The 19,750-nt window shown below is 66.1% G+C and carries 16 protein-coding genes; 10 read left to right on the top strand and 6 right to left on the bottom strand.

The window, feature by feature from the left end:
- Positions 1–169 precede the first annotated feature (169 nt).
- A complete protein-coding gene (locus RAM80_RS11060) occupies positions 170–1,783 on the top strand; it encodes a methyl-accepting chemotaxis protein (protein ID WP_416427455.1) in 1,614 nt (537 codons plus the stop codon).
- Between the two features lie 17 nt (positions 1,784–1,800).
- On the opposite strand, the gene RAM80_RS11065 is transcribed toward RAM80_RS11060, so the two are convergent.
- Together RAM80_RS11065 and RAM80_RS11070 are read right to left on the bottom strand one after the other, a co-directional pair.
- Entirely contained in the window at positions 1,801–2,979 is a 1,179-nt protein-coding gene (locus RAM80_RS11065) for a hypothetical protein (protein WP_416426457.1), read from the bottom strand.
- A gap of 30 nt (positions 2,980–3,009) precedes the next feature.
- On the bottom strand, positions 3,010–4,002 hold the full coding sequence (locus RAM80_RS11070) for a diaminopimelate epimerase (protein ID WP_416426459.1): 993 nt from the start codon (positions 4,000–4,002) through the stop codon (positions 3,010–3,012).
- A gap of 101 nt (positions 4,003–4,103) precedes the next feature.
- Between RAM80_RS11070 and RAM80_RS11075 the strand changes: the two genes are divergently transcribed.
- Both RAM80_RS11075 and RAM80_RS11080 read left to right on the top strand, forming a co-directional pair.
- Positions 4,104–4,979, top strand: coding sequence for an alpha/beta hydrolase (locus RAM80_RS11075; protein WP_416426460.1), 876 nt, complete (start codon positions 4,104–4,106; stop codon positions 4,977–4,979).
- A 73-nt stretch (positions 4,980–5,052) separates the two neighbouring features.
- On the top strand, positions 5,053–5,922 hold the full coding sequence (locus RAM80_RS11080; RefSeq protein ID WP_416426461.1) for a formate/nitrite transporter family protein: 870 nt from the start codon (positions 5,053–5,055) through the stop codon (positions 5,920–5,922).
- A 69-nt stretch (positions 5,923–5,991) separates the two neighbouring features.
- Here the strand turns inward: RAM80_RS11080 and RAM80_RS11085 are convergent, their stop codons facing one another.
- Complete coding sequence (locus RAM80_RS11085; protein ID WP_416426462.1) at positions 5,992–7,059, bottom strand: MBL fold metallo-hydrolase; 1,068 nt, start codon at positions 7,057–7,059, stop codon at positions 5,992–5,994.
- Positions 7,060–7,328: 269 nt separating this feature from the next.
- Between RAM80_RS11085 and RAM80_RS11090 the strand changes: the two genes are divergently transcribed.
- The 3 genes from RAM80_RS11090 (at position 7,329) to RAM80_RS11100 (ending at position 12,421) form a co-directional block, all read left to right on the top strand.
- A complete protein-coding gene (locus RAM80_RS11090) occupies positions 7,329–8,387 on the top strand; it encodes a diguanylate cyclase (protein ID WP_416426463.1) in 1,059 nt (352 codons plus the stop codon).
- A 116-nt stretch (positions 8,388–8,503) separates the two neighbouring features.
- Complete coding sequence (locus RAM80_RS11095) at positions 8,504–11,080, top strand: EAL domain-containing protein (protein ID WP_416426465.1); 2,577 nt, start codon at positions 8,504–8,506, stop codon at positions 11,078–11,080.
- A gap of 165 nt (positions 11,081–11,245) precedes the next feature.
- Positions 11,246–12,421 carry an ATP-binding protein gene (locus tag RAM80_RS11100; protein ID WP_416426466.1) on the top strand — a complete coding sequence of 392 codons (1,176 nt, stop codon included), beginning with the start codon at positions 11,246–11,248 and terminating at the stop codon, positions 12,419–12,421.
- Here RAM80_RS11100 and RAM80_RS11105 read toward each other — a convergent pair.
- On the bottom strand, positions 12,418–12,903 hold the full coding sequence (locus tag RAM80_RS11105; RefSeq protein ID WP_416426467.1) for an SRPBCC family protein: 486 nt from the start codon (positions 12,901–12,903) through the stop codon (positions 12,418–12,420). The genes RAM80_RS11100 and RAM80_RS11105 overlap by 4 nt on opposite strands.
- Before the next feature lie 268 nt (positions 12,904–13,171).
- Here RAM80_RS11105 and RAM80_RS11110 point away from each other — a divergent pair, with 268 nt between their 5' ends.
- On the top strand, positions 13,172–14,827 hold the full coding sequence (locus RAM80_RS11110) for a phosphoethanolamine transferase (RefSeq protein WP_416426469.1): 1,656 nt from the start codon (positions 13,172–13,174) through the stop codon (positions 14,825–14,827).
- A gap of 13 nt (positions 14,828–14,840) precedes the next feature.
- Here the strand turns inward: RAM80_RS11110 and RAM80_RS11115 are convergent, their stop codons facing one another.
- Entirely contained in the window at positions 14,841–15,326 is a 486-nt protein-coding gene (locus RAM80_RS11115; RefSeq protein ID WP_416426470.1) for a GyrI-like domain-containing protein, read from the bottom strand.
- A 139-nt stretch (positions 15,327–15,465) separates the two neighbouring features.
- On the opposite strand from RAM80_RS11115, the gene RAM80_RS11120 reads away from it, so the two are divergent.
- On the top strand, positions 15,466–16,254 hold the full coding sequence (locus tag RAM80_RS11120; RefSeq protein WP_416426471.1) for a helix-turn-helix domain-containing protein: 789 nt from the start codon (positions 15,466–15,468) through the stop codon (positions 16,252–16,254).
- 272 nt (positions 16,255–16,526) lie between these two features.
- Here the strand turns inward: RAM80_RS11120 and RAM80_RS11125 are convergent, their stop codons facing one another.
- A complete protein-coding gene (locus tag RAM80_RS11125; protein ID WP_416426472.1) occupies positions 16,527–17,174 on the bottom strand; it encodes a LysE family translocator in 648 nt (215 codons plus the stop codon).
- Between the two features lie 249 nt (positions 17,175–17,423).
- Between RAM80_RS11125 and RAM80_RS11130 the strand changes: the two genes are divergently transcribed.
- Both RAM80_RS11130 and RAM80_RS11135 read left to right on the top strand, forming a co-directional pair.
- Positions 17,424–18,491 carry an NAD(P)H-dependent flavin oxidoreductase gene (locus RAM80_RS11130; RefSeq protein WP_416427456.1) on the top strand — a complete coding sequence of 356 codons (1,068 nt, stop codon included), beginning with the start codon at positions 17,424–17,426 and terminating at the stop codon, positions 18,489–18,491.
- Between the two features lie 27 nt (positions 18,492–18,518).
- Positions 18,519–19,727, top strand: coding sequence for a trans-sulfuration enzyme family protein (locus tag RAM80_RS11135; protein WP_416426473.1), 1,209 nt, complete (start codon positions 18,519–18,521; stop codon positions 19,725–19,727).
- Positions 19,728–19,750: the final 23 nt, after the last annotated feature.

Below are 19,750 nucleotides of genomic sequence, written 5' to 3' on the forward strand. Positions count from 1 at the left end.
AAGCACGGCTTGGATGACAAATTTATTTCGCAAAAGTGATGGAGTGTCATAAAGCCATCATGCGCAACTGTTACAACCGCTGGCGTCGTTTTCAAATGAGTCAGCCGCCGTGAACCTTCGTTTTTCCCTGCGCCGCACGCCTTCCTCCCGCCCTGCCCTGCTGCGCCGCATGAGCATCGGCAAGCGCCTGCTGGCCAGCTTCGGCCTGTGTGCCCTGCTGCTGGCTGGGCTGGGCGGCCTGTGCCTGGCGGCGATGCAGCACATTCGCCACCAGGGCGAACTGATTGAACAGGGGCCACTGTCGAGCATCGCCCAGGCCGATGCCATCGCCATCGACCTGGGCAAGATGCGCACCGAGGCCGCGCTGCTGCTGGTGTACGCCAATGACCCGGCCGAGCTGGTGAACCGCAAGATCAACCTGCAGCAGCTGAGCACCGAGGTGGACCAGGGCTTCACCCAATACCTGGCCAAGGTACCGGAAGGCACCGAGCACGACTCGATCAAATTGCTGCAGGACGCTTCCCAGCAGTTTGTCAGCCTGTTCAAGCAGGCCATCGACCTGGTGGAACAGAAGCAACTGAGCGAAGCCACCAACCTGTCCAACAACGGCCTGGCCAACCAGGGCGCGCTGATGGACATGCAGGTGCAGTTGCTGCGCGAACTGAACAAGCAGACCAGCGCCCAGGCCCTGGAAAACACCGCCAGCACCTTCGGCAAGGTGCAACTGGTGCTGCCCATCGCCATTGCCGTGGCGCTGGCGTTGATGCTGCTGCAGGCCTGGCGCCTGAGCGTGAGCATCACCCGGCCGCTGCGCCAGGCGTTGCAGGTGGCCACCACCGTGGCCAACGGCGACCTCAGCCAGCCCGTAGTCGCCCACGGCCAGGATGAGGTGGCGCAACTGCTGCAGGCATTGGGGCACATGCGTGACCAGCTGCACGGGGTGATCCAGCAGATCGGCGGCGCCGTGGGCCGGCTCAACTCGGCCACCCAGGAGATGGGTGCGATCATGCACGACAGCGCCCAGGGCCTGCAGCAGCAATACAGCGAGATCGAGCAGGCCGCCACCGCCGTGACGCAGATGAGCCAGGCGGTGGAGGAAGTGGCCGGCAATGCCGTGGAGACCTCCACCGAGTCGCGCAGCTCCAGCACCGCCGTGCGCGAAGGCCAGCAGCAGCTGGACGAAACCATGGCCGACATCGGCGCCCTGGCCGACCAGGTGGAGCAGGCCAGCCTGCGCGCCCAGGCCCTGGCCACCGAAACCCTGGGCATCAGCAAGGTGCTGGAGGTGATCCGCAACGTCGCCGACCAGACCAACCTGCTGGCGCTGAACGCCGCCATCGAGGCGGCGCGCGCGGGCGAAGCCGGCCGTGGCTTTGCCGTGGTGGCGGATGAGGTGCGCGGGCTGGCCCATCGCACCGGCGCCTCGACGCGGGAGATCGAGCAGATGATGGCAGGCATTCACACCGGCACCGGCCAGACGGTGCAGGCCCTGGCAGAAAGCGCAGCCCAGGCCGGCCGCACCCGTGAGCGGGCGCAGGTGGCCAAGGACGTGCTGGGCAGTATTTCCAGGTCGGTGGCGGGTATCGACGAGCGCAACCAGGTGATTGCCACCGCGGCCGAACAGCAGGCGCAGGTGGCGCGTGAAGTCGACCGCAACCTGGTGCGCATTCGCGACCTGTCGATGCAGACCGCCAGCGGCGCGGCGCAGACCAGCACGGCCAGCCAGGAACTGGGCCGCCTGGCGGTGGAGCTGGACGGGATGCTGGGGCGGTTTTCGTTATAACCCTGCCGCCGCCGGTGTCAGTTCGCCGGCAGCGCCAGCTTCACCCCACCCGGGTGCTGCGCGATCACGCCATAAGGCAGCACCGACCACTCCGTGCCCTCGCACATCCGCGCCACCCGCGCAAAGCTTGGGCCGAAGGCGATGCCTTTGTCGGTGAAGTGCCAGGTGGGGAAGTTCCACACCTGGGGGTCGCTGTAGTCGCAGTCGTTTTCATCCGCCGGCTTTTTCATCTCGTTGGGGTACAGCTGCTTGAACTGTGCCACCAGCCACGGCGCCAGGGATTTCTCCCGGTAGTTGGAGAATTTGTCGAAGTCCACGTCAGCCTCTTCCGACTGCTGCGCGCCTTCGCGGTCGTCGTAGTGGAACGCCGGGCCCTCGCCCACCCACAGCACATCTTCCAGCGACAGCGGCTTGCCGTGGTTGACGTCGAAGTTGATCGGCGCATCGCCGAAGTCCGGGTGCGCGCCGCCGCAGTAGTAGCTGGTGTAGACGCTGACGCTGACCACCGCGGGCGACAGGAAGGTGGGCGTCACGGTCTGGTCGTACTCGCCTTCGCCGAAGCGGGTGCTGCCCAGCATGCACTCGTGGTAGCTGACCACCTCGCTCCACAGCCGCGCCCGCAACGCCTGGTTGACCCGGGTCAGTTGCGGCTCGGGGTAGCCGGACGCCACTTCGAACAGCTGGATCTTCGAGTTGGGCTCGCCGCGCCACTGCAGCGGGTAGCCCATGAAGGTGTCGCGCTTGCCATTCACCAGCGGCAGTTGCAGCAGGCGCAGGTAATCGTAAGGCGCGTTGTCGTGCAACTGCACCCAGAACGGGTCGGCGCCGGCGGCGGTGTCGGGTACCTGCGCCGGCTTGAGCTGGACCTTCAGCGCCTTGCCGCCGCTCTTCTGCCACTGGCCCTCCCAGCCGTCGTCACTGGCGTGCTGCAGCTGCAGGCGCGGGCGCGGGGTGTCGCTGTTGTCGTCGAGGCCTTCGTCCAGGGTCAGCTGGTCGTCGGCCAGGGTGCCGGACAGGGCCAGGTCGCGGTGGTATTTCTCGTAGAAATAGCGCCCGCTGACCTGCTCGGGGTTGGTCATGTCGAGGTCAACCACCACCGGCATGCCTCCCAGGGTGCCGGTGTACACCTGGGCTTGAACCGCGCCGGCCACAAGGCTCAGCGACAACACACAAGGCCGCAGCCATCCATTGGTCATGGAGAAAATCCTTACAGGGCAATACGCCGATTATGGCTGAAGGCTGGCGGTACCGAACAGCTGCACCGCCACCAGTTCGCCCTGCTGCTCCTGCAGCCGCAGGGGCGCGGTGCCGCCGGGCATCTGCACCCGCACCTGCCCGGCCTGCACCAGGCCCACGCGCCAGGCCGCGCAGGCCACGGCGGTGGCGCTGGTGCCGGAAGATTCGGTGGCGTCCTCGCCGCGCTCGAACACCCGTGCCTCCAGGTGCTGCGGGCCACGCCAGGCGGCCCATTGCAGGTTGATGCCGGCCGGGCACGGCAGGCCCTTGCCCTGGCCACCGCTGCGCGAATAGGCAATGGCGGTCAGCGCCGCGTCCAGGGCCGGGGCGCGCAACTGGGCCATGCTCGGCAGGGCCTCGGCGCTGTCGAGCCATGTCACGCAGTGGGGGTTGCCGATGCGCACGAAGACGCTGCGCTGCCAGTGCTCGTCGATGGCCGCCAGGCTCGCCACGGCAGCCACCGCGTGGCCGTTGAACGTGGCCGCCTGTACCTGCTCGGCGCCCACGGCCTGGGGCCCGAACGCCGGCGCCCCCAGGTCCAGCCAGAAGCCCGGCACGCCCTCGACGCTGGCCGGCTCGACGCTGACCGGTACTGGCGACAGCGCGTCGGTTTTGTCATGGTGCACGTTGAGGGTGAAGGCCTGCCCGCCGCTGACCTGGCCCTGGTCGCTCAAGGCCTGGGAAAAGATGGTCAGGCCGTTGCCGCTGCGTTCGGCCAGGCTGCCGTCGGTGTTGACGATCAGCAGGTCAAACGGCGCCTGCGCCTGGAAGGGCCCCACCAGCAGGCCATCGCTGCGATGGGCCTTGGCGCCAGCCGGGCGCGCGCCTTCGGGCCAGTCGCACAGGGCGGCGACGGCGGCCTGGGTCCACTGCTCGCGCGTGGCGGCGGCCTGGGCAGCGCTGGCCGGCACGTCGACGCCCAGGCGGCGCAGGTGTTCGGGGGAGCTCACTACGTAGCGATTGCCACGTGCGTCATACAACATGGGGACAGCCTCGCAATGACTGGAAATACACCGACCTTACCGGGAATCGCTGCCGCTGAGTACACTCGTGGCCTTTGCCTTCCAACCCCAGGAGCGGCGCCATGCCCTCGCTGATCCGTCGCCGCTGGCGCGCCCTGAGCCTGCTGGTGCTGATACTGCTGGCGCTGCCCTACGGCTGCTCGCGCCTGGCCTACAAGGAGCGCGAATTGCTGTACAGCATCGAACCGGGCACCGCCAGCTGGTTCAACGGCGTGCCCGCGGGCGTGCAGCAGATGAACATCCCGCTGGACAACGCCCAGCACCTGCACGCCTGGTGGTGGCCGGCGCCGGGCCGGCACGCGCCCACGGTGCTGTACCTGCACGGCACGCGCTGGAACCTCACCGCCCAGGTGCGGCGCATCACCGAGCTGCGCAACCTGGGCTTCTCGGTGCTGGCCATCGACTACCGCGGCTTCGGCGACAGCCCCGGCGGCCTGCCGTCGGAGGCCAGCGTGTACGAGGATGCCCAGGTGGCCTGGCAGCGCATGAGCCAGCTGCAACCCGACGCCGACAAGCGCTTCATCTACGGCCACTCGCTGGGCGGCGCCATTGCCATCGACCTGGCCCAGCGCCTGACCCGGCAACCTGAACCCCAGGCCGCCGGCCTGATCATCGAGTCCACCTTCACCGACCTCGGTGACGCCGCGGCGGCGGTGATCCACACCTCGTTGCCGGTGCGCTGGATCATGTCGGAGAAGTACGACTCCATCGACAAGATCGGCAGCGTCGGCCTGCCGGTGCTGATCGTCCACGGCACCGACGACCGCTACGTGCCGCCGCGCTTCAGCCAAGCGCTGTACGACGCCGCCCACGGGCCCAAGCAGCTGCTGCTGGTGCCCGGCGGCACGCACCTCAACAGCATGACCCTGGGCAGCGCCGACTACGCCCGTGCGCTGCACCAGCTGTTCGGCCTGAAGGCCACGCAGGGCGCTGGCTGACGCAACTTTCAGGGGCTGCGCGGGGTCATCTTCATAGGCATCCGCCGGTCCCGTGAATGCAGTCAGGAGCCCCATGGACAGTCAACAAGGCAAGACCCCGGGCCTGTCGCCCGACGAGGAACAGGAAGTCCATGAAAACCAGCCGCCGCGCGCGGCCGTGCTGCACGAAATCATCCGCACCCAGGGCGAGCACGAGCTGTCGCGCAGCGTCGCGGCGCTGTGGTGGTCGGCGCTCGCCGCCGGGCTCACCATGGGCCTGTCGCTGATGGCCATGGGGCTGTTCAACTCACGGCTGCCGGACGTGGAAGCCAGCAAGGTGATCGCCAGCCTGGGCTATTCGGCCGGCTTCCTGGCGGTGATCCTGGCGCGCCAGCAGCTGTTCACCGAGAACACCCTGACGGCGGTGCTGCCACTGATGAGCCACCCTACCCTGGCCAACGCCGGCAAGCTGCTGCGGCTGTGGGCGGTGGTGCTGGTGGGCAACCTGGTGGGGGTGCTGCTGGTGTCCTACGTGATGCTGCACCTGCCGATCTTCGACACCCAGACCGACAAGGCTTTCCTGGAAATCGGCCGCAAGGTGATGGAGAACGACGTGTCGCAGATGTTCGCCAAGGGCATTGTCTCGGGCTGGATGATCGCCACCATGGTGTGGATGATCCCGTCCCAGGAAAGCGCGAAGCTGTGGATCATCATCCTCATCACCTACCTGATGGCGCTAGGGGACTTCACCCACATCGTCGTCGGTTCGGCGGAGGTGTCCTACCTGGTGTGGGCCGGCGAGCTGGGCTGGAAGGAGTTCTGGCTGACGTTCGCCGGGCCTACCCTGGCGGGCAACATCATTGGCGGCAGCTTCATCTTCGCGCTGATCAGCCACGCACAGATCCGCAGCGACAGCGGCACGCCGCCGCCGGACAAACCGAATGCAAAACCTGGAGAAACGTAACCTGTGGGAGCTGGCTTGCCAGCGAGCTTTTCAAAAAACTCGCTGGCAAGCCAGCTCCCACAAGCACTATCAAGCGCTGGTAGCTACATCGGCAGCACCGGTTGGTAACCCCTCCCACCACGCCGCGCCCTGTTGCGGCGCAAGCAGGTTCACCCGCTCACCCATCTGCGGCGTGCTCACCGGCACGCCTTGTGCCCGGGCCAGTGCCACGATGCGCTGGAACGGCTCTTCCCAGTTGTGCGAGGACAGGTCGAAGGTGCCGTTGTGGATGGGCAACAGGCAACGCCCGCGCACGTCCAGGTGCGCCTGCAGGCTTTCCTCCGGTTGCATGTGCACGCTGGGCCAGTTGACGTTGTAGGCGCCGGTTTCCATCAGCGTCAGGTCGAACGGCCCGTAACGCTCGCCAATCTGCTTGAAGCCGTCGAAATAGCCCGAGTCGCCACTGAAGAAGATCCGCAGGTCAGGCTCCATGATCACCCACGACGCCCACAGGGTGCTGTTGCTGTCGAACAGGCTACGCCCGGAGAAGTGCTGGGTGGGCGTGGCGGCGAAGCGCGTGCCGGCCACCTCGGTCTCCTGCCACCAGTCCAGCTGGCGTACCTTCGCGGCCGGGATGCCCCATTCGATCAGGCGGTCGCCCACGCCCAGGGTGGTCAGGAAGCACTCGGTCTTGTCGGCCAGCTGGCGAATCGCGCTTTCGTCCAGGTGGTCGTAATGGTCGTGGGAAAGGATGACCGCGGTGATGGGCGGCAGTTGCTCGATACCCAGCGGCGGCTGGTGGAAGCGCTTGGGGCCAGCCCATTGCACCGGCGAGGCGCGCTCGGCGAAGACCGGGTCGGTAATGAAGAAGCGCCCGCGCAACTTCATCAGCAAAGTGGAATGGCCCAGACGCCACAGGCTGGCATCAGGTGATGCAAGCAACTGCTGTTTGTCCAAGTTGTGTACAGGTATTTCCTGATGCGGCCGGGTGCCCGGCGGCTTGCGCAGCAGCAGGTACTTGAAGCCGATGCGCAGCTTCTTGAGAAAACCGTCACGGGGCAGCACCGTGGCGTTGCGGAACTGGCCGCCCACTCGCCGGGAGGCGTCAGTTTCCCCGGTGGCAGCGACTTCGGCGGCGTTCAATGACGATTGACTCATGATAACCAGTACTCCGAGGATCGGGGCGGCCACCAGGCCGTCCGTTGCAGGCGCCCCACGGCTGTAGAGAATACCCCTACACCCGGGCCGGGGAAGCCCCTAGGTGTTACAACGCGTGTCCCAATGCCACTACGGAACGAATAACCGTTGAAATGGCTTGCAAGGCCACTGCCAATGTCCACATTATTTATGCGATAAACCGCACAAACTCTACAAAATCCAACACCCTGTACAAGAATACGGCTGCAATCAGCCCGGTAACTCGACTTATGGAAAACCGCACGGGCAAGGGGTTGTCGTTTGCCAAACGCATTTATGCACCGCGAGTACTGGGCACCGCCCTCTGCCTGATCAGCGTCCTGGCAGGCGTGTACCCGCTGGCACCGCCCACCTGGCTACTGGCCCTGCTGGCCGTGAACGGCCTGGTGTGGCCGCACATTGCCTATCAGCTGGCGCGCAACGCCCAGGCGCCGTTCGAGGCCGAGCGGCGCAACCTGCTGTGCGACGCCCTGTTCTGTGGATTTTGGGTCGCCGTGCTGCATTTCAACCCGCTGCCGTCAATTACCCTGCTGTCCATGGTCACCATGAACAACGTCGCCGGCGGCGGCCTGCGCCTGTTCCTGCATGGCCTGGGGGCGCAGCTGCTGGGGATGCTTGCCGCGGTGACGCTGTTCGGCCTGGGTTGGGCGCCGCAATCAACCCCGGCCCAGGTGCTGGCCTGCCTGCCCATGCTGACCCTCTACCCCCTGGCCGTGGGCTGGGTGTGCTACCGCCTGGCCATCCAGCTGTCGGAACACAAGCGCACTCTCAGCGCCCTGAGCCGCACCGACAGCCTCACCGGGCTGCTCAACCACGGTGCCTGGAAAGATGCGCTCAGCACCAAGTTTCGCAAATGCCAGCGCGACCACACCCCGGCGGTGCTGGCGCTGATCGACATCGACCACTTCAAGGACATCAACGACAGTTTCGGCCACATCGTCGGCGATGAGGTGTTGCGCCACCTGAGCCTGCAACTGCAACGCAACCTGCGCGACACCGACCTGGCCGGCCGCTACGGCGGCGATGAGTTCTGCGTGATTCTGCCCGGCGTCACCATTGCCCAGGCCTGCGAAGTCATGGAGCGCCTGCGCCTGGTGTTCCACGCCTACCGCCACCATCAGCTGGAGCCGCTGCGCGTCAGCCTGAGCATCGGCCTGGCCGCCTGCCGCCTGGACCTGGGCGACGCCGCCGCCTGGCTGGACGAGGCCGACAAGGCCCTGTACCTGGCCAAGAACACCGGCCGCAACCGCGTGAATATCTGCGCCGCCGACCTGTTATTGCTGACCTGACCCGACAATCGGACGATCGGCAGGAACAAATCTGGATCCAGCTGCTTCTATAGATCAGGACGTCTTCATGCTGTGCGCCCTCGCCCCGGCATGTGCCACAAGGATGCGCCTGATCCATGGACAGCACACTCGCAGCGCCGCGACACCAGGTGTTTACCCGTAAGCTGCTGGCCATTGTGGCGTGCCTGTTCGCGCTGACCTTGCTGGCGGCCATGGGCATGTTGATTGAAATCGCCAACGGCTTGAATGCCGACCAGCAGCAGAAGTCGACCTTCTACGCACAAAAGGCCCTGGACACCCGCCAGGCCAACTCGGCCAACCTGGTCAGCAGCCTGGCCGTGTGGAACACCGCCTTCCAGCACCTCAATGGCCCGGTCGACCGGCAATGGGCGTTTGGCGAACGCAACCTGGGCCCGGCGCTGTTTGGCCAGCATGGCTACGACGGCGTGTTCGTGGTGGACAGCCGCGGCACCAAGTACGCCCTGTACCAGGGCCAGCTGAGCAACGCGGCCATCAAGGACTTCATCGCCACGCCACTGCACGACCTTATTCAACAGGCCCAGGCCGCCGTGCCCGGTGCGCCGGCCGTCAGCGCCGTGGTGATGTTCAACGGCTGGCCTGCCCTGCTCAGCGCCTCGCCCATCCTGCCCGACGACGACAGCCCACAGCCGGCCCCCGCCGACACCTCGGTGCTGCTGTTCGCCGACCTGCTGACCCCGGCCAAATTGCGTCCCCTGGGTGACAGCTATGGCCTGCAGGGCCTGTCGATCCAGAGCCACGCCACCGGTGCACTCGACCAGCCCCGGCTGGCCCTGGGCGACACCGGCTACGACCTGACCTGGACCGCGCCACGGCCCGGCAACCAGCTGCTGTGGCAGGTGCTCCCCACCCTGGTGGCCGCCTTCGTGGTGCTGGCCCTGCTGATGGCCTGGTTCTTCCGCTACGCCCTGCGCACCGCCCGCCAGATCGAGGACGGCTACACCCGGCTGCACCGCACCAACCGCGCCCTGGAAGCCAGCGAAGAGCGTTTCCGCGCCGTGGCCGAAGCCGCCTCGGACTGGATCTGGGAAACCGACCAGCACTGCCGCATCAACTATCTGTCCGCACGCTTCGCCGCCGTCACCGGCTACACCAGCCAGGACTGGGTGCATCGCGCCGTCGACCAGCTGCTGCAGTGCGAGACCACGCCCCTGCAAGGCTGGTTGCACAGCCTCGACGACAGCCCCGCAGCCACCAGCCTGCGCTGCGCCTACCGCGACCACGGCGGCCAGTTGCGCTATTGCCGGCTGGCCGCCCGCGCCATCATCAGCGACCACCAGGTTGTCGGCTACCGCGGCACCGCCAGCGACATCACCGACGAGGTAGCGGCCCACGCGCAGATCCAGCACCTGTCAATGCACGACCCGCTCACGGGCCTGGCCAACCGCAACCAGCTGGCAGGCTACTTCGACCAGCTGCGCAGCCAGCCCGGCCCGCTGCTAGTGACCCTGCTGGTGCTGGACCTGGACAGCTTCAAGCCCATCAACGACGCCTTTGGCCACCTGGCCGGGGACGCCGTGCTGCTGGAGGTGGCCGCGCGCCTGCGCGACTGCACCCGCGAGCGCGACCTGGTGGTGCGCCTGGGCGGTGACGAGTTCGTGCTAGTGCTGAACGGCATGAGCACGCACCAGGAAATCGATCGTTTCTGCGCCCGCCTGGTCGACAGCCTGCACCAGCCCATCGACTACCAGCAGCAGCCGCTGCACGTGGGCGCCAGCCTGGGCATCGCGCAATCGGCGCAGCAGGGCCTGGACCCGGACGAGCTGATCCGCTGCGCCGACATTGCCCTGTACCAGGCCAAGGCCGACGGCAAGAACACCTGGCGCTATTTCTCCGCGCACATGCGCGAGCGCATCCAGCACCGCCGCCAACTGGAACAGGACCTGCGCCTGGCGGTGAAAAACCAGGAGTTCGTGCTGCACTACCAGCCCCGCTACCGCCTGTGCGGCATGGAGATCGTCTCGGTGGAAGCGCTGGTGCGCTGGCAGCACCCGGTGCACGGCCTGCTGGCCCCCGACACCTTTATTGGCCTGGCGGAGGAAACCGGGTTGATCGTGCAGATCGGCCGCTGGGTGCTGCGCGAAGCCTGCGATGCCGCCCGCCACTGGCCGGCGCCGCTGATGGTGTCGGTGAACCTGTCGCCGGCGCAGTTCGCCCGCAGCGACGTGGTGCGCGAGGTGCGCGACGCCCTGGTGCAGACCCAGCTACCGGCCCACCGCCTGGAGCTGGAGGTGACCGAAAACGTGATGATGCACGACATCGAGAACGCCCTGGGCACCCTGACCGCCCTCAAGGAGCTGGGCGTGAAGCTGAACATGGACGACTTCGGCACCGGCTATTCCTCCCTGGGTTACCTGCGCACCTACCCCTTCGACAGCCTGAAAATCGACAAGCGCTTCATCGCCGCCCTGGAAAGCACCGACAGCGACCGTGCAGTGGTGCAGGCGATCATCAGCCTGGGCAAGGCCATGGGCCTGACGGTGACCGCCGAGGGCGTGGAAAACGAGCAGCAGCTGCAGACGCTGTGCAACGACCAGTGCCACGAAGTGCAGGGTTACTTCATGAGCCGGCCCATCGACCGGCAGGCGCTAACGGCGCTGCTGGGCATCGGCGCCCTGCCTAGCAGGACCCCACGGGTACCCGAACTTCCCTGACCGTAGCAGCGGCCGCCAGGCCGCGTCGGCGCCACACCTGGCACACCGCGCCGTCTGTGACGCGGCCTGCAGCCGCTGCTACGGTGAAAATCGCTCGACTTGCCGGCCAGACTTTGGGAAATTCAGCGCTTCCTGAGTTTTTGCTCATCTATCAGTGGAACCGCCATGGCGAATACTCTTGCTGCCGACATCGCCACCATCGGCCGCATCAAGGCCGTGCCCGCCATCCTGCAGGTGATCTGCGAGAGCACCGGCCTGCGCTTCGCCGCCGTGGCGCGGGTTACCGACAGCCACTGGACCGCGTGCGCAGTGCGCGACGACCTGGGCTTTGGCCTGGGCGTGGGCGGTGATCTGGACCTGACCACCACCCTGTGCCACGAGATCCACAGCAACCACCAGGCCATCGTCATCGACCAGGCCAGCGCCGACCCGCAGTACTGTGACCACCACACTCCGCGCCTGTACCAATTTGAGAGCTACATCTCGGTGCCGCTGTTCCGCACCGACGGCAGCTTTTTCGGCACGATTTGCGCCCTCGACCCGCGCCCGGCCAACCTGCGGCAAAGCCCCATCCAGGCCATGATGGAGTCCTTCGCCCGAGTGGTGGCGTTGCAGATGGAAAACGATGACAGCCACCAGCAGACCGAGGCGGCGCTGACTCATGAGCGGGAAATCGGCGATTTTCGCGACCAGTTCATCGCCGTGCTCGGCCACGACCTGCGCAACCCGCTGTTCGCCATCGGCGCAGGTGCCGAGCTGCTGTTGCGCAAGACCCAGGATGAAAAAAGCCGCGGCATCATCCAGCACATCCTCACCGCCGGCCAGCGCGCCGCGCAGTTGGTGGAAGACGTGCTGGACTTCGCCCGCGGGCGCCTGGGCAACGGCATCACCGTGAAGCTCGAGCAGCGGCCGGACCTGGCCCAGGCCTTGGCTCATGTGGTGAATGAGGTGCAGCGGGTGCACCCGCAGCGCCGGATCGACCTGCGCATCGAGCAGGCCCTGGACGTGCGCTGCGACCGCGACCGGGTGGCGCAGTTGCTGTCGAACCTGGTGGCCAACGCCATCTACCACGGCGCCGAAGACGCCGTGGTCACGGTCAGCGCCGAGCTGCGCGAGCAGCACTTCGTGCTCAGCGTGCACAACCACGGCACGCCGATCGACGCGGCCATCATGGCCCAGTTGTTCCAACCGTTTTCACGCCGGGCCAGCGGCTCGCCGCAAAGCGGCCTGGGCCTGGGCCTGTACATCGCCAACCAGATTGCCCTGGCCCACGGTGGCCAGATGCAGGTGCACTCCAGCGCTGCGGCCGGCACCCTGTTCAGCTTCCGCATGCCGGTCTAGACCAGGCGCGACACCACCTCCACCATGCGGTCCAGGCTCTGCCCCCAACCATCGTGAAAGCCCATCTGCTCGTGGGCCTCGCGGTCGGCCGCGCTCCAGTGCAGGGCGCGAGCGGTGTAGCGGGTCTTGCCGTCGATGTCCTCCAGGCTGATGACCGCGGTCATGAACGCCCGCGCCGAGGGCACCCAGCCAGGCTTGAAGGCGTCGGTGAACACCAGGCGGTGGGGTGCGTGGATGTCCAGGAACACGCCTTCGCTGGGGTATTCAGTGCCGTCCGGGGCGCGCATCACGGTGCGGAACAGTCCGCCCACCCACAGCTGCATCTCGCACACCGGCGTGGTCATGCCGTGGGGCCCCCACCATTGGCACAGCAGGTCGGGCTCTACCCAGGCGCGAAACACCACGCTGGGCGGCGCATTGATCAGGCGGGTGATGGACAGTTCGAATTCAGCCGGCGGCGTGTCCAGAGGGTGAAGGCTCATTTTATTATTCTCCTTCGTCGGCGGGCGTTTACACCCGGAAACGCCACTATGGCGGCAAACCCGTCAAAGGGCGAAAGCGCAATTAGGAATAATATTCCCGCTAGTAAGACCCAAGCCCGTGCGATCATCGCCAAAACAAGAGCAGCGTTGAACCGCAGCTGAATCAGCACGCATATTCACGTTTTTTTGACGGTTCGACGGCTAGATTTTCCCGCCCGCATGGGCACACGTTTTGTAACAGCACGGCAAAAGGCGAGGAGCAGTGAAGATGGTGGCAAGTCAGGGCAGACGGTTTCAGATCAGTTCAACACGGCTGGTATTGTTGTTTTCATTGGCCATGGTGCTGTTCTACAACCTGGCGACCTGGGAGGCACTGGCCAACCTGATTACCCTGGAAGGCCCCAAGCGCGTGGGCTTCTACCTGTCCTTCGGGCTGTTCCTGTGGGCCACCTTCACCCTGCTGCTGACCCTGGTGTCGTTCCGCCCGCTGCTCAAGCCGGTGATCACCATCGTGGCGCTGGCCTCGGCGGCAGCGGCGTACTTCATGAACGACTACGGCATCGCCATCGACACGGTGATGATCCAGAACGTCATCGAGACCAACCCGGCTGAAGCCAAGGCGCTGCTGAGCCCGAAAATGTTCGGCTACCTGCTGGTGCTCGGCGTCATCCCCTCGGTGCTGGTGTGGTGGCTGCCGGTGCAATACCGCCGGTTCTTCCCCGGCCTGCTGAACAAGGTGCTGGTGGCCGTGGCCTGCCTGTTGGTGGTCGCGGTGTCGGTGGGGGCGTTCTATTCCACCTACGGGCCTATTTTCCGCCAGCCGGACAAGCTCACCCACTTCATCAACCCCAGCAACTACATCTACGCGGTGACCAAGCTGGCGAAGTCGCGCTACTCGGTGAAAGAGAACGTGGTGGTGCAGCAAGTGGGCACCGATGCGGTGATGAGCGCGGCGGCCAAGGCCCAGCCGAAGAAGAACCTGATGATCTTCGTGGTCGGTGAAACCGCCCGCGCCGACCATTTCTCGCTCAACGGCTACGAGCGCGAGACCAACCCGGAACTGAAGAAGCAGGACATCCTCAACTTCACCCGCGTGCACTCGTGCGGCACCTCCACCGCGGTGTCGGTGCCGTGCATGTTCTCGATGTTCCCGCGCAGCGACTACAGCGACAAGAAGGGCAAGACCTACGAGGGGCTGCTGGACATCCTGCAACGTGCCGGCGTGCAGACCGTGTGGCTGGATAACAACAGCGACTGCAAGGGCACCTGCCTGCGCATCCCCAACCACGACATTCCCAAGGACCAGAAGAGCCCGTTCTGCGACGGCACCAACTGCCTGGATGAGTCGCTGCTGGTGGGCCTGCAGGACTACATCGACGGCCTGAAGGACAACGCCATCATCGTTCTGCACGCCGACGGCAGCCACGGCCCGGAATACTACGACCGCTACCCGAAGGACAAGGAAGCGTTCCAGCCGGTGTGCCGCACCAACCAGCTGGGTAGTTGCACCCACGATGAGCTGGTGAACGTGTACGACAACACCATTCTGTACACTGACTTCTTCCTGTCCAAGGTCATCGACCTGCTCAAGCAGAACCAGGACAAGTACGACACCTCGATGATCTACGTGTCGGACCACGGTGAGTCGCTGGGCGAGAACGGCATGTACCTGCACGCCGCGCCGTACAGCATTGCCCCGGAAACCCAGATCCACGTGCCCATGGTGATGTGGTTCGGCAAGGACACCCTGGCCCAGGAAGGCATCGACCGCGCCTGCCTGAAAGCCAAGCAGGACGAGGGCGACCTGAGCCACGACAACATCTTCCACTCGGTGCTGGGCATGTTCCAGATCCAGACCGGCGTGTACCAGTCGGGCCTGGACATGTTCCACGATTGCCGCCGCGCGCTCACCGCCGGGCAGTGAGCGCCACTGCCGGTCAGTCCTTGACCGGCAGCCAGATTTCCAGCCGGCCATTGCCCGTGGCCGGCTCGTAGTCATCGCTGTAGCGCTCGAACTCGGGCGCATCGGCCGCTTCCAGGCCTGAGTTGGGCAGCCACAACTGCCAGATGGCCTGGAAGGTCTGGCCCAGCCCGGATATATGCCCCTGGTGCTCGAACACCGCGTAGCGCTGGGGCGCCAGCTTGATCCAGCGGAAGTCCTGCGGCAGTTCCCGCTCGGTTTCCACCTCCACCCCAGCGATGTATTCGAAGCCGCCCGACCCGTCGGGGTTGCAGCACACGCCGTAGCTTTCATGGCCCAACTGGCCGGGCACCTTGCCCAGGAACGGCACGAACTCGCGCCACAGCGCCTCGATGCCGCTGGTGGTGTCCTGGGTGAAGCGGTCGGACAGGCCGGCGATGATCATCGCCCGGCCCTGCTCGTAGCGCACCGGTTCGATACCGGTGGGTTCAATGCCTGTCATGAATACCTCGCATCCTGAGTGTGCAAACACTGTAGCAGCGGCCGCGAGGCCGCGTCACAGCCCTCCACGAATCCCCCGCTTGCGGGCCAATTCCCCCTTGCGTTAACGTTCAGACCTCCCGCGCCCCGGAAAAGTCGGCATGAACCTGATCACCGAAGACTGGCACGCCGGCGCCGTGGTCGAAGCCTGCTGGGTTCGCGCCGAGGCCGCCAGCTTCCCCCGCCACACCCACGACGAATACGTGCTGGGCACCAACCTCACCGGCGTCGAGCACATCTGGCTCGACGGCCGCGCCCTGGAAGCCCCCGCCGGCGCCATCACCCTGTACAACCCGCAGGCCATGCAGGCCTCGCAGTTCAGCCCGCAGGGCGTGGAATACATCAGCCTGCACCTGGCACCCGAGGCGGTGGAACAGGTGGTGCGCGACAACAACCTGGCCGGCAGCAGCTTCGAACAGGGCGTGTTTCACCACGCCGGGCTGCAACGGGCCATCCTCGACTTCGCCCGCACCCCCGGCGCCCACCGTGCCGAGCAGGAAGAAGCCTTCATCCACCTGCTGTGCCAGTGGCTGCAGCCAGGCCCCGGCAAGGCCGGCGAACAGCATGCCAGCGTGCTGCGCAGCCTGGAATACCTGCAGGATAACCTGGGGGAGAAGGTGGACCTGGAAGTGCTGGCCGGCGTGGCCGGCCTGAGCAAGTACCACTTCGTGCGCTGCTTCAAGAAACAGACCGGGCTGGGGCCCCTGCAGTACCAGATGCAACTGCGCCTGCTGGAAGCGCGCAAACGCCTGCGGCGCCAGCAGCATTCACTGCAGATAGTGGGTGAGTTGGGGTTTTACGATCAGAGCCACTTCATCAATGCGTTTCGCAAGGTGATGGGCGTGACGCCGCAGGCCTATGCCCAGGCCTTCAAGACAAGCCGCCTGTAGCCGCTGCCGCAGGCTGCGCTGGCCTGTCTCCACACCGAAGATCTCCAGCGGGGCAAAGGGCCAGCGCAGCCTGGCGGCAGCGGCTACAGGGGGATCAGTGGCCGAAAATGTTCGACTTCTTCGCGCGTTTTTCAGCGCGTTTCTCTTCAGCGGTACGGGTTGGTTTTTTTTTCGCCGCTTTTTTCGAATCCATGCCTTTCATGCTATGCACTCCCCTGTTGGGTGGATGGTTCTAATAGGTATAACACCTGTGCCAGCGGCGTGCGGACTATTTAAACCGCCGCCTGGCCAAGGATGAACTCCTGGTAACCCGAGCCGATCACATAGGCTGCGAACCAGGCGAAAATCCCTGCGGAGGCCAGGTAGGAATAGCGCAGCAGCTTGTCCCCCAGCAGCTTGCCGCCCTGGCTGGCCGCCGTGCAGATCGCCACGCACCACAGCACGCCGGCGCAGAAGAACCCCGCCAGGAACTGCCCGGCGCTCAGCAGCCCGCCGCCGCCCGAACGGGAAATCAGCGTGCCGCCTACCGCCGCGAACCAGAGGATGGCGCTGGGCGAGGACATGGCCAGGAAGATGCCCCGGGCAAACTCCTTAAACCCCGAGCGGGCGGTGGCTAGATCGTTGGCCTGCAAAGCGCTGTCATGTCGCCACGCGCTGAGCAGCATCTTCACCGCGAAATACACCAGCAGCAGCGAGCCGCCCGCCCACAAGCCCCAGCGCACCCAGCTGTACTGCAGCAGCACGGTCATGCCCACCAGCGCCAGGATCGCGTAGGCCAGGTCGCCGAAACAGGTGCCCAGGCCCAGCCAGAAGCCTTGCAGGTAGCCACGCTGCATGGCCAGGGTGATCATCGCGATATTGGCCACGCCAATGTCCAGGCACAGGGAAAGGCTTAACAGGAAACCGCTGGAGAACTGCATGTAACGTGTCCACAAGGCAGGTGAAAGAAGCCGCCATTGAGCCAGAACCCTGCGCCCCGGTATTGGACAAAATTGCGCTGTGGGAGCTGGCTTGCCAGCGAGCTTTTCGGGCCCCAACAGCTCGCTGGCAAGCCAGCTCCCACAGGTGATATTCCCAGGGTTCATGTCAGTTAGTGGCGCGAGCGGGTTTATAAATAACGGCGCGGCTTCTAGGATGCTGGCATGCACACACCACTGGAGGGCCGCATCATGACGGACGCACGCACGCTGTTGGGTATTCGCACCCCCATCATCCAGGCACCCATGGCCGGCACGGCCACGCCGCAGCTGGCGGCGCAGGTCAGCAATGCCGGCGGGCTGGGGTCCATTTCCATTGCCGCGGTGGATGCCGAGGCAGGCCGCACAATGATCCGCCAACTGCGCGCACTGACCGACCAGCCCTTCAACATCAACGTGTTCTGCAACCGGCCATCGACGCCCGACAGCGCAGTGGAAGGCGCCTGGCTCGCGCACCTGCAGCCGTTCTTCGCCGAATTCGGCGCCCAGGCACCTGCAGCGCTGCATGACATCTACAGCAGCCTGTACGACGACGAAGCGCAATTGCAGGTGCTGCTGGAAGAACGCCCGCCCATCGTCAGCCTGCACCTGGGCCTGCCACCGCAGGCGCGCATCGACGCGTTGAAGCAGGCCGGCATCGTGCTACTGGCCAGCGCCACGTCCTTGGAAGAAGCGTTGCGGGTGCAAGCCGCCGGGATCGACGCGGTGGTGGCCCAGGGCGCCGAGGCCGGGGGCCATCGCGGCATCTTCGACGAGCATGGCGCAGACGAGGAACTGGGCACCCGTGACCTGGTGCGCCTGTTCCGCGAGCACCTGCACATCCCGATCATCGCCGCTGGCGGCCTGATGGATGGCGCCGACATCGCCGAGGTGCTGGCCCTGGGCGCGGTGGCGGCGCAACTGGGCACCGCGTTCGTGCTGTGCCCCGAATCCGCCGCCAACCCGGCCTACCGGCAGATGCTCGGCAGCGCCCGGGCCGGGCGCACGGCGTTCACCCGGGTGATTTCCGGGCGGCCGGCACGGGGCATCGTCAACCGCTTCATGCTCGAGGTGGGCGCGCCGGGCCATCCGCCCGTGCCCGGCTTCGGCATTGCCTACAACGCGGGCAAGAAGCTGATCGAAGCCGCCGCCAAGGCAGGCTCGCCGGAGTTCGCTGCGCACTGGGCCGGCACCGGTGCCGCCAGGGCGCGCGCCCTGCCCGCCGCCGAACTGCTGGCAGCGCTGACGGACGAATACCACGCCGCGCGGTCTACTCTCTGACAGGACAACGTCTTGAAGGAGCCAGACATGGCCAAGGACACCGCGCGCACCCTGGGGATCCGCACCCTCGCCGTCCACGCCGGGCAAACGCCCGACCCGAGCACCGGCGCCGTCGCCACGCCGATCAGCACCGCCTCGGCCTATTCCTATGGCGACTTCGACACCGGCGAACAACGCTTCAGCGGCGAGAGCCCGGGGTTCATCTACAGCCGCTTCGCCAACCCGACGGTGGCCGCGCTGGAGGGCAAGATGGCCGCACTGGAGGGCAAGATGGCCGCACTGGAGGGTGGCGAAAGCGCCGTGGCCTTCGCCAGCGGCATGGCGGCCATCTGCGCCAGCGTGCTGGCCCTGGTGTCCAGCGGCGACGAACTGATCCACGTCGGCACCCTGTACGGCGGCACCGAAGGGGTGATGCGTAACCTGCTGCCGCGCTTTGGCGTGCGTTCCCTGCACGTGGCCACGGTGGCCCAGCTGGAAGCGGCGATCACGCCCAAGACCCGGTTGATCTTCGCCGAAACCCCGGACAACCCCATGCTCGGCATCGTCGACCTGGCGCAGGCCGCACGCATCGCCCGCGCCCACGGCATCGTCACGGTGGCCGACAACACCTTCGCCACCCCCTGCCTGACCCAGCCGCTGAGCCTGGGCATCGACGTGGTGGTGCATTCCGCAACCAAGTTCATCGGCGGCCATGGCGATGCCACCGGCGGCGTGGTGGTGGCCAGCCGGGCGCTGGTGGAGAAGATTCGCGGCGTGGGCCTGAAGCAGTTCGGCGGTTGCCTGAGCCCCTTCGAGGCGTCATTGCTGATCCGCGGCCTGAAGACCTTGCCGCTGCGGGTGGAAGCCGCCTCGCTGAGCGCCGAGCGCATCGCCCGGCTACTGGACGCCCACCCGGCCGTGACCACGGTGTTCTACCCTGGCCTGGAAAGCCACCCCGGCCACGCCGTGGCCCGGCGGCAGATGAGCCGCTTCGGCGCGTTGATGGCCTTCGAGCTGAAGGGCGGCAAGGCCGCCGCGCGCACCTTCCTCGACAGCCTGACCCTGGTGACCCAGGCAGTGTCGCTGGGCGACACCGACTCGCTGGCCTGCCACCCCGCCTCCACCACCCACAGCGCGGTGGCCGAGGACATTCGGCGGCAATATGGGGTGACAGAAGGATTGGTGCGCTTGAGCGTGGGAATCGAAGACGTCGAGGACCTGGAACACGACATCACCCAAGCCCTGGACACCCTGTAGCAGCAGCCGCAGGCCGCGTCCCG

This window comes from Pseudomonas sp. App30 (assembly GCF_047947025.1).
Classification (GTDB): Bacteria; Pseudomonadota; Gammaproteobacteria; order Pseudomonadales; family Pseudomonadaceae; genus Aquipseudomonas.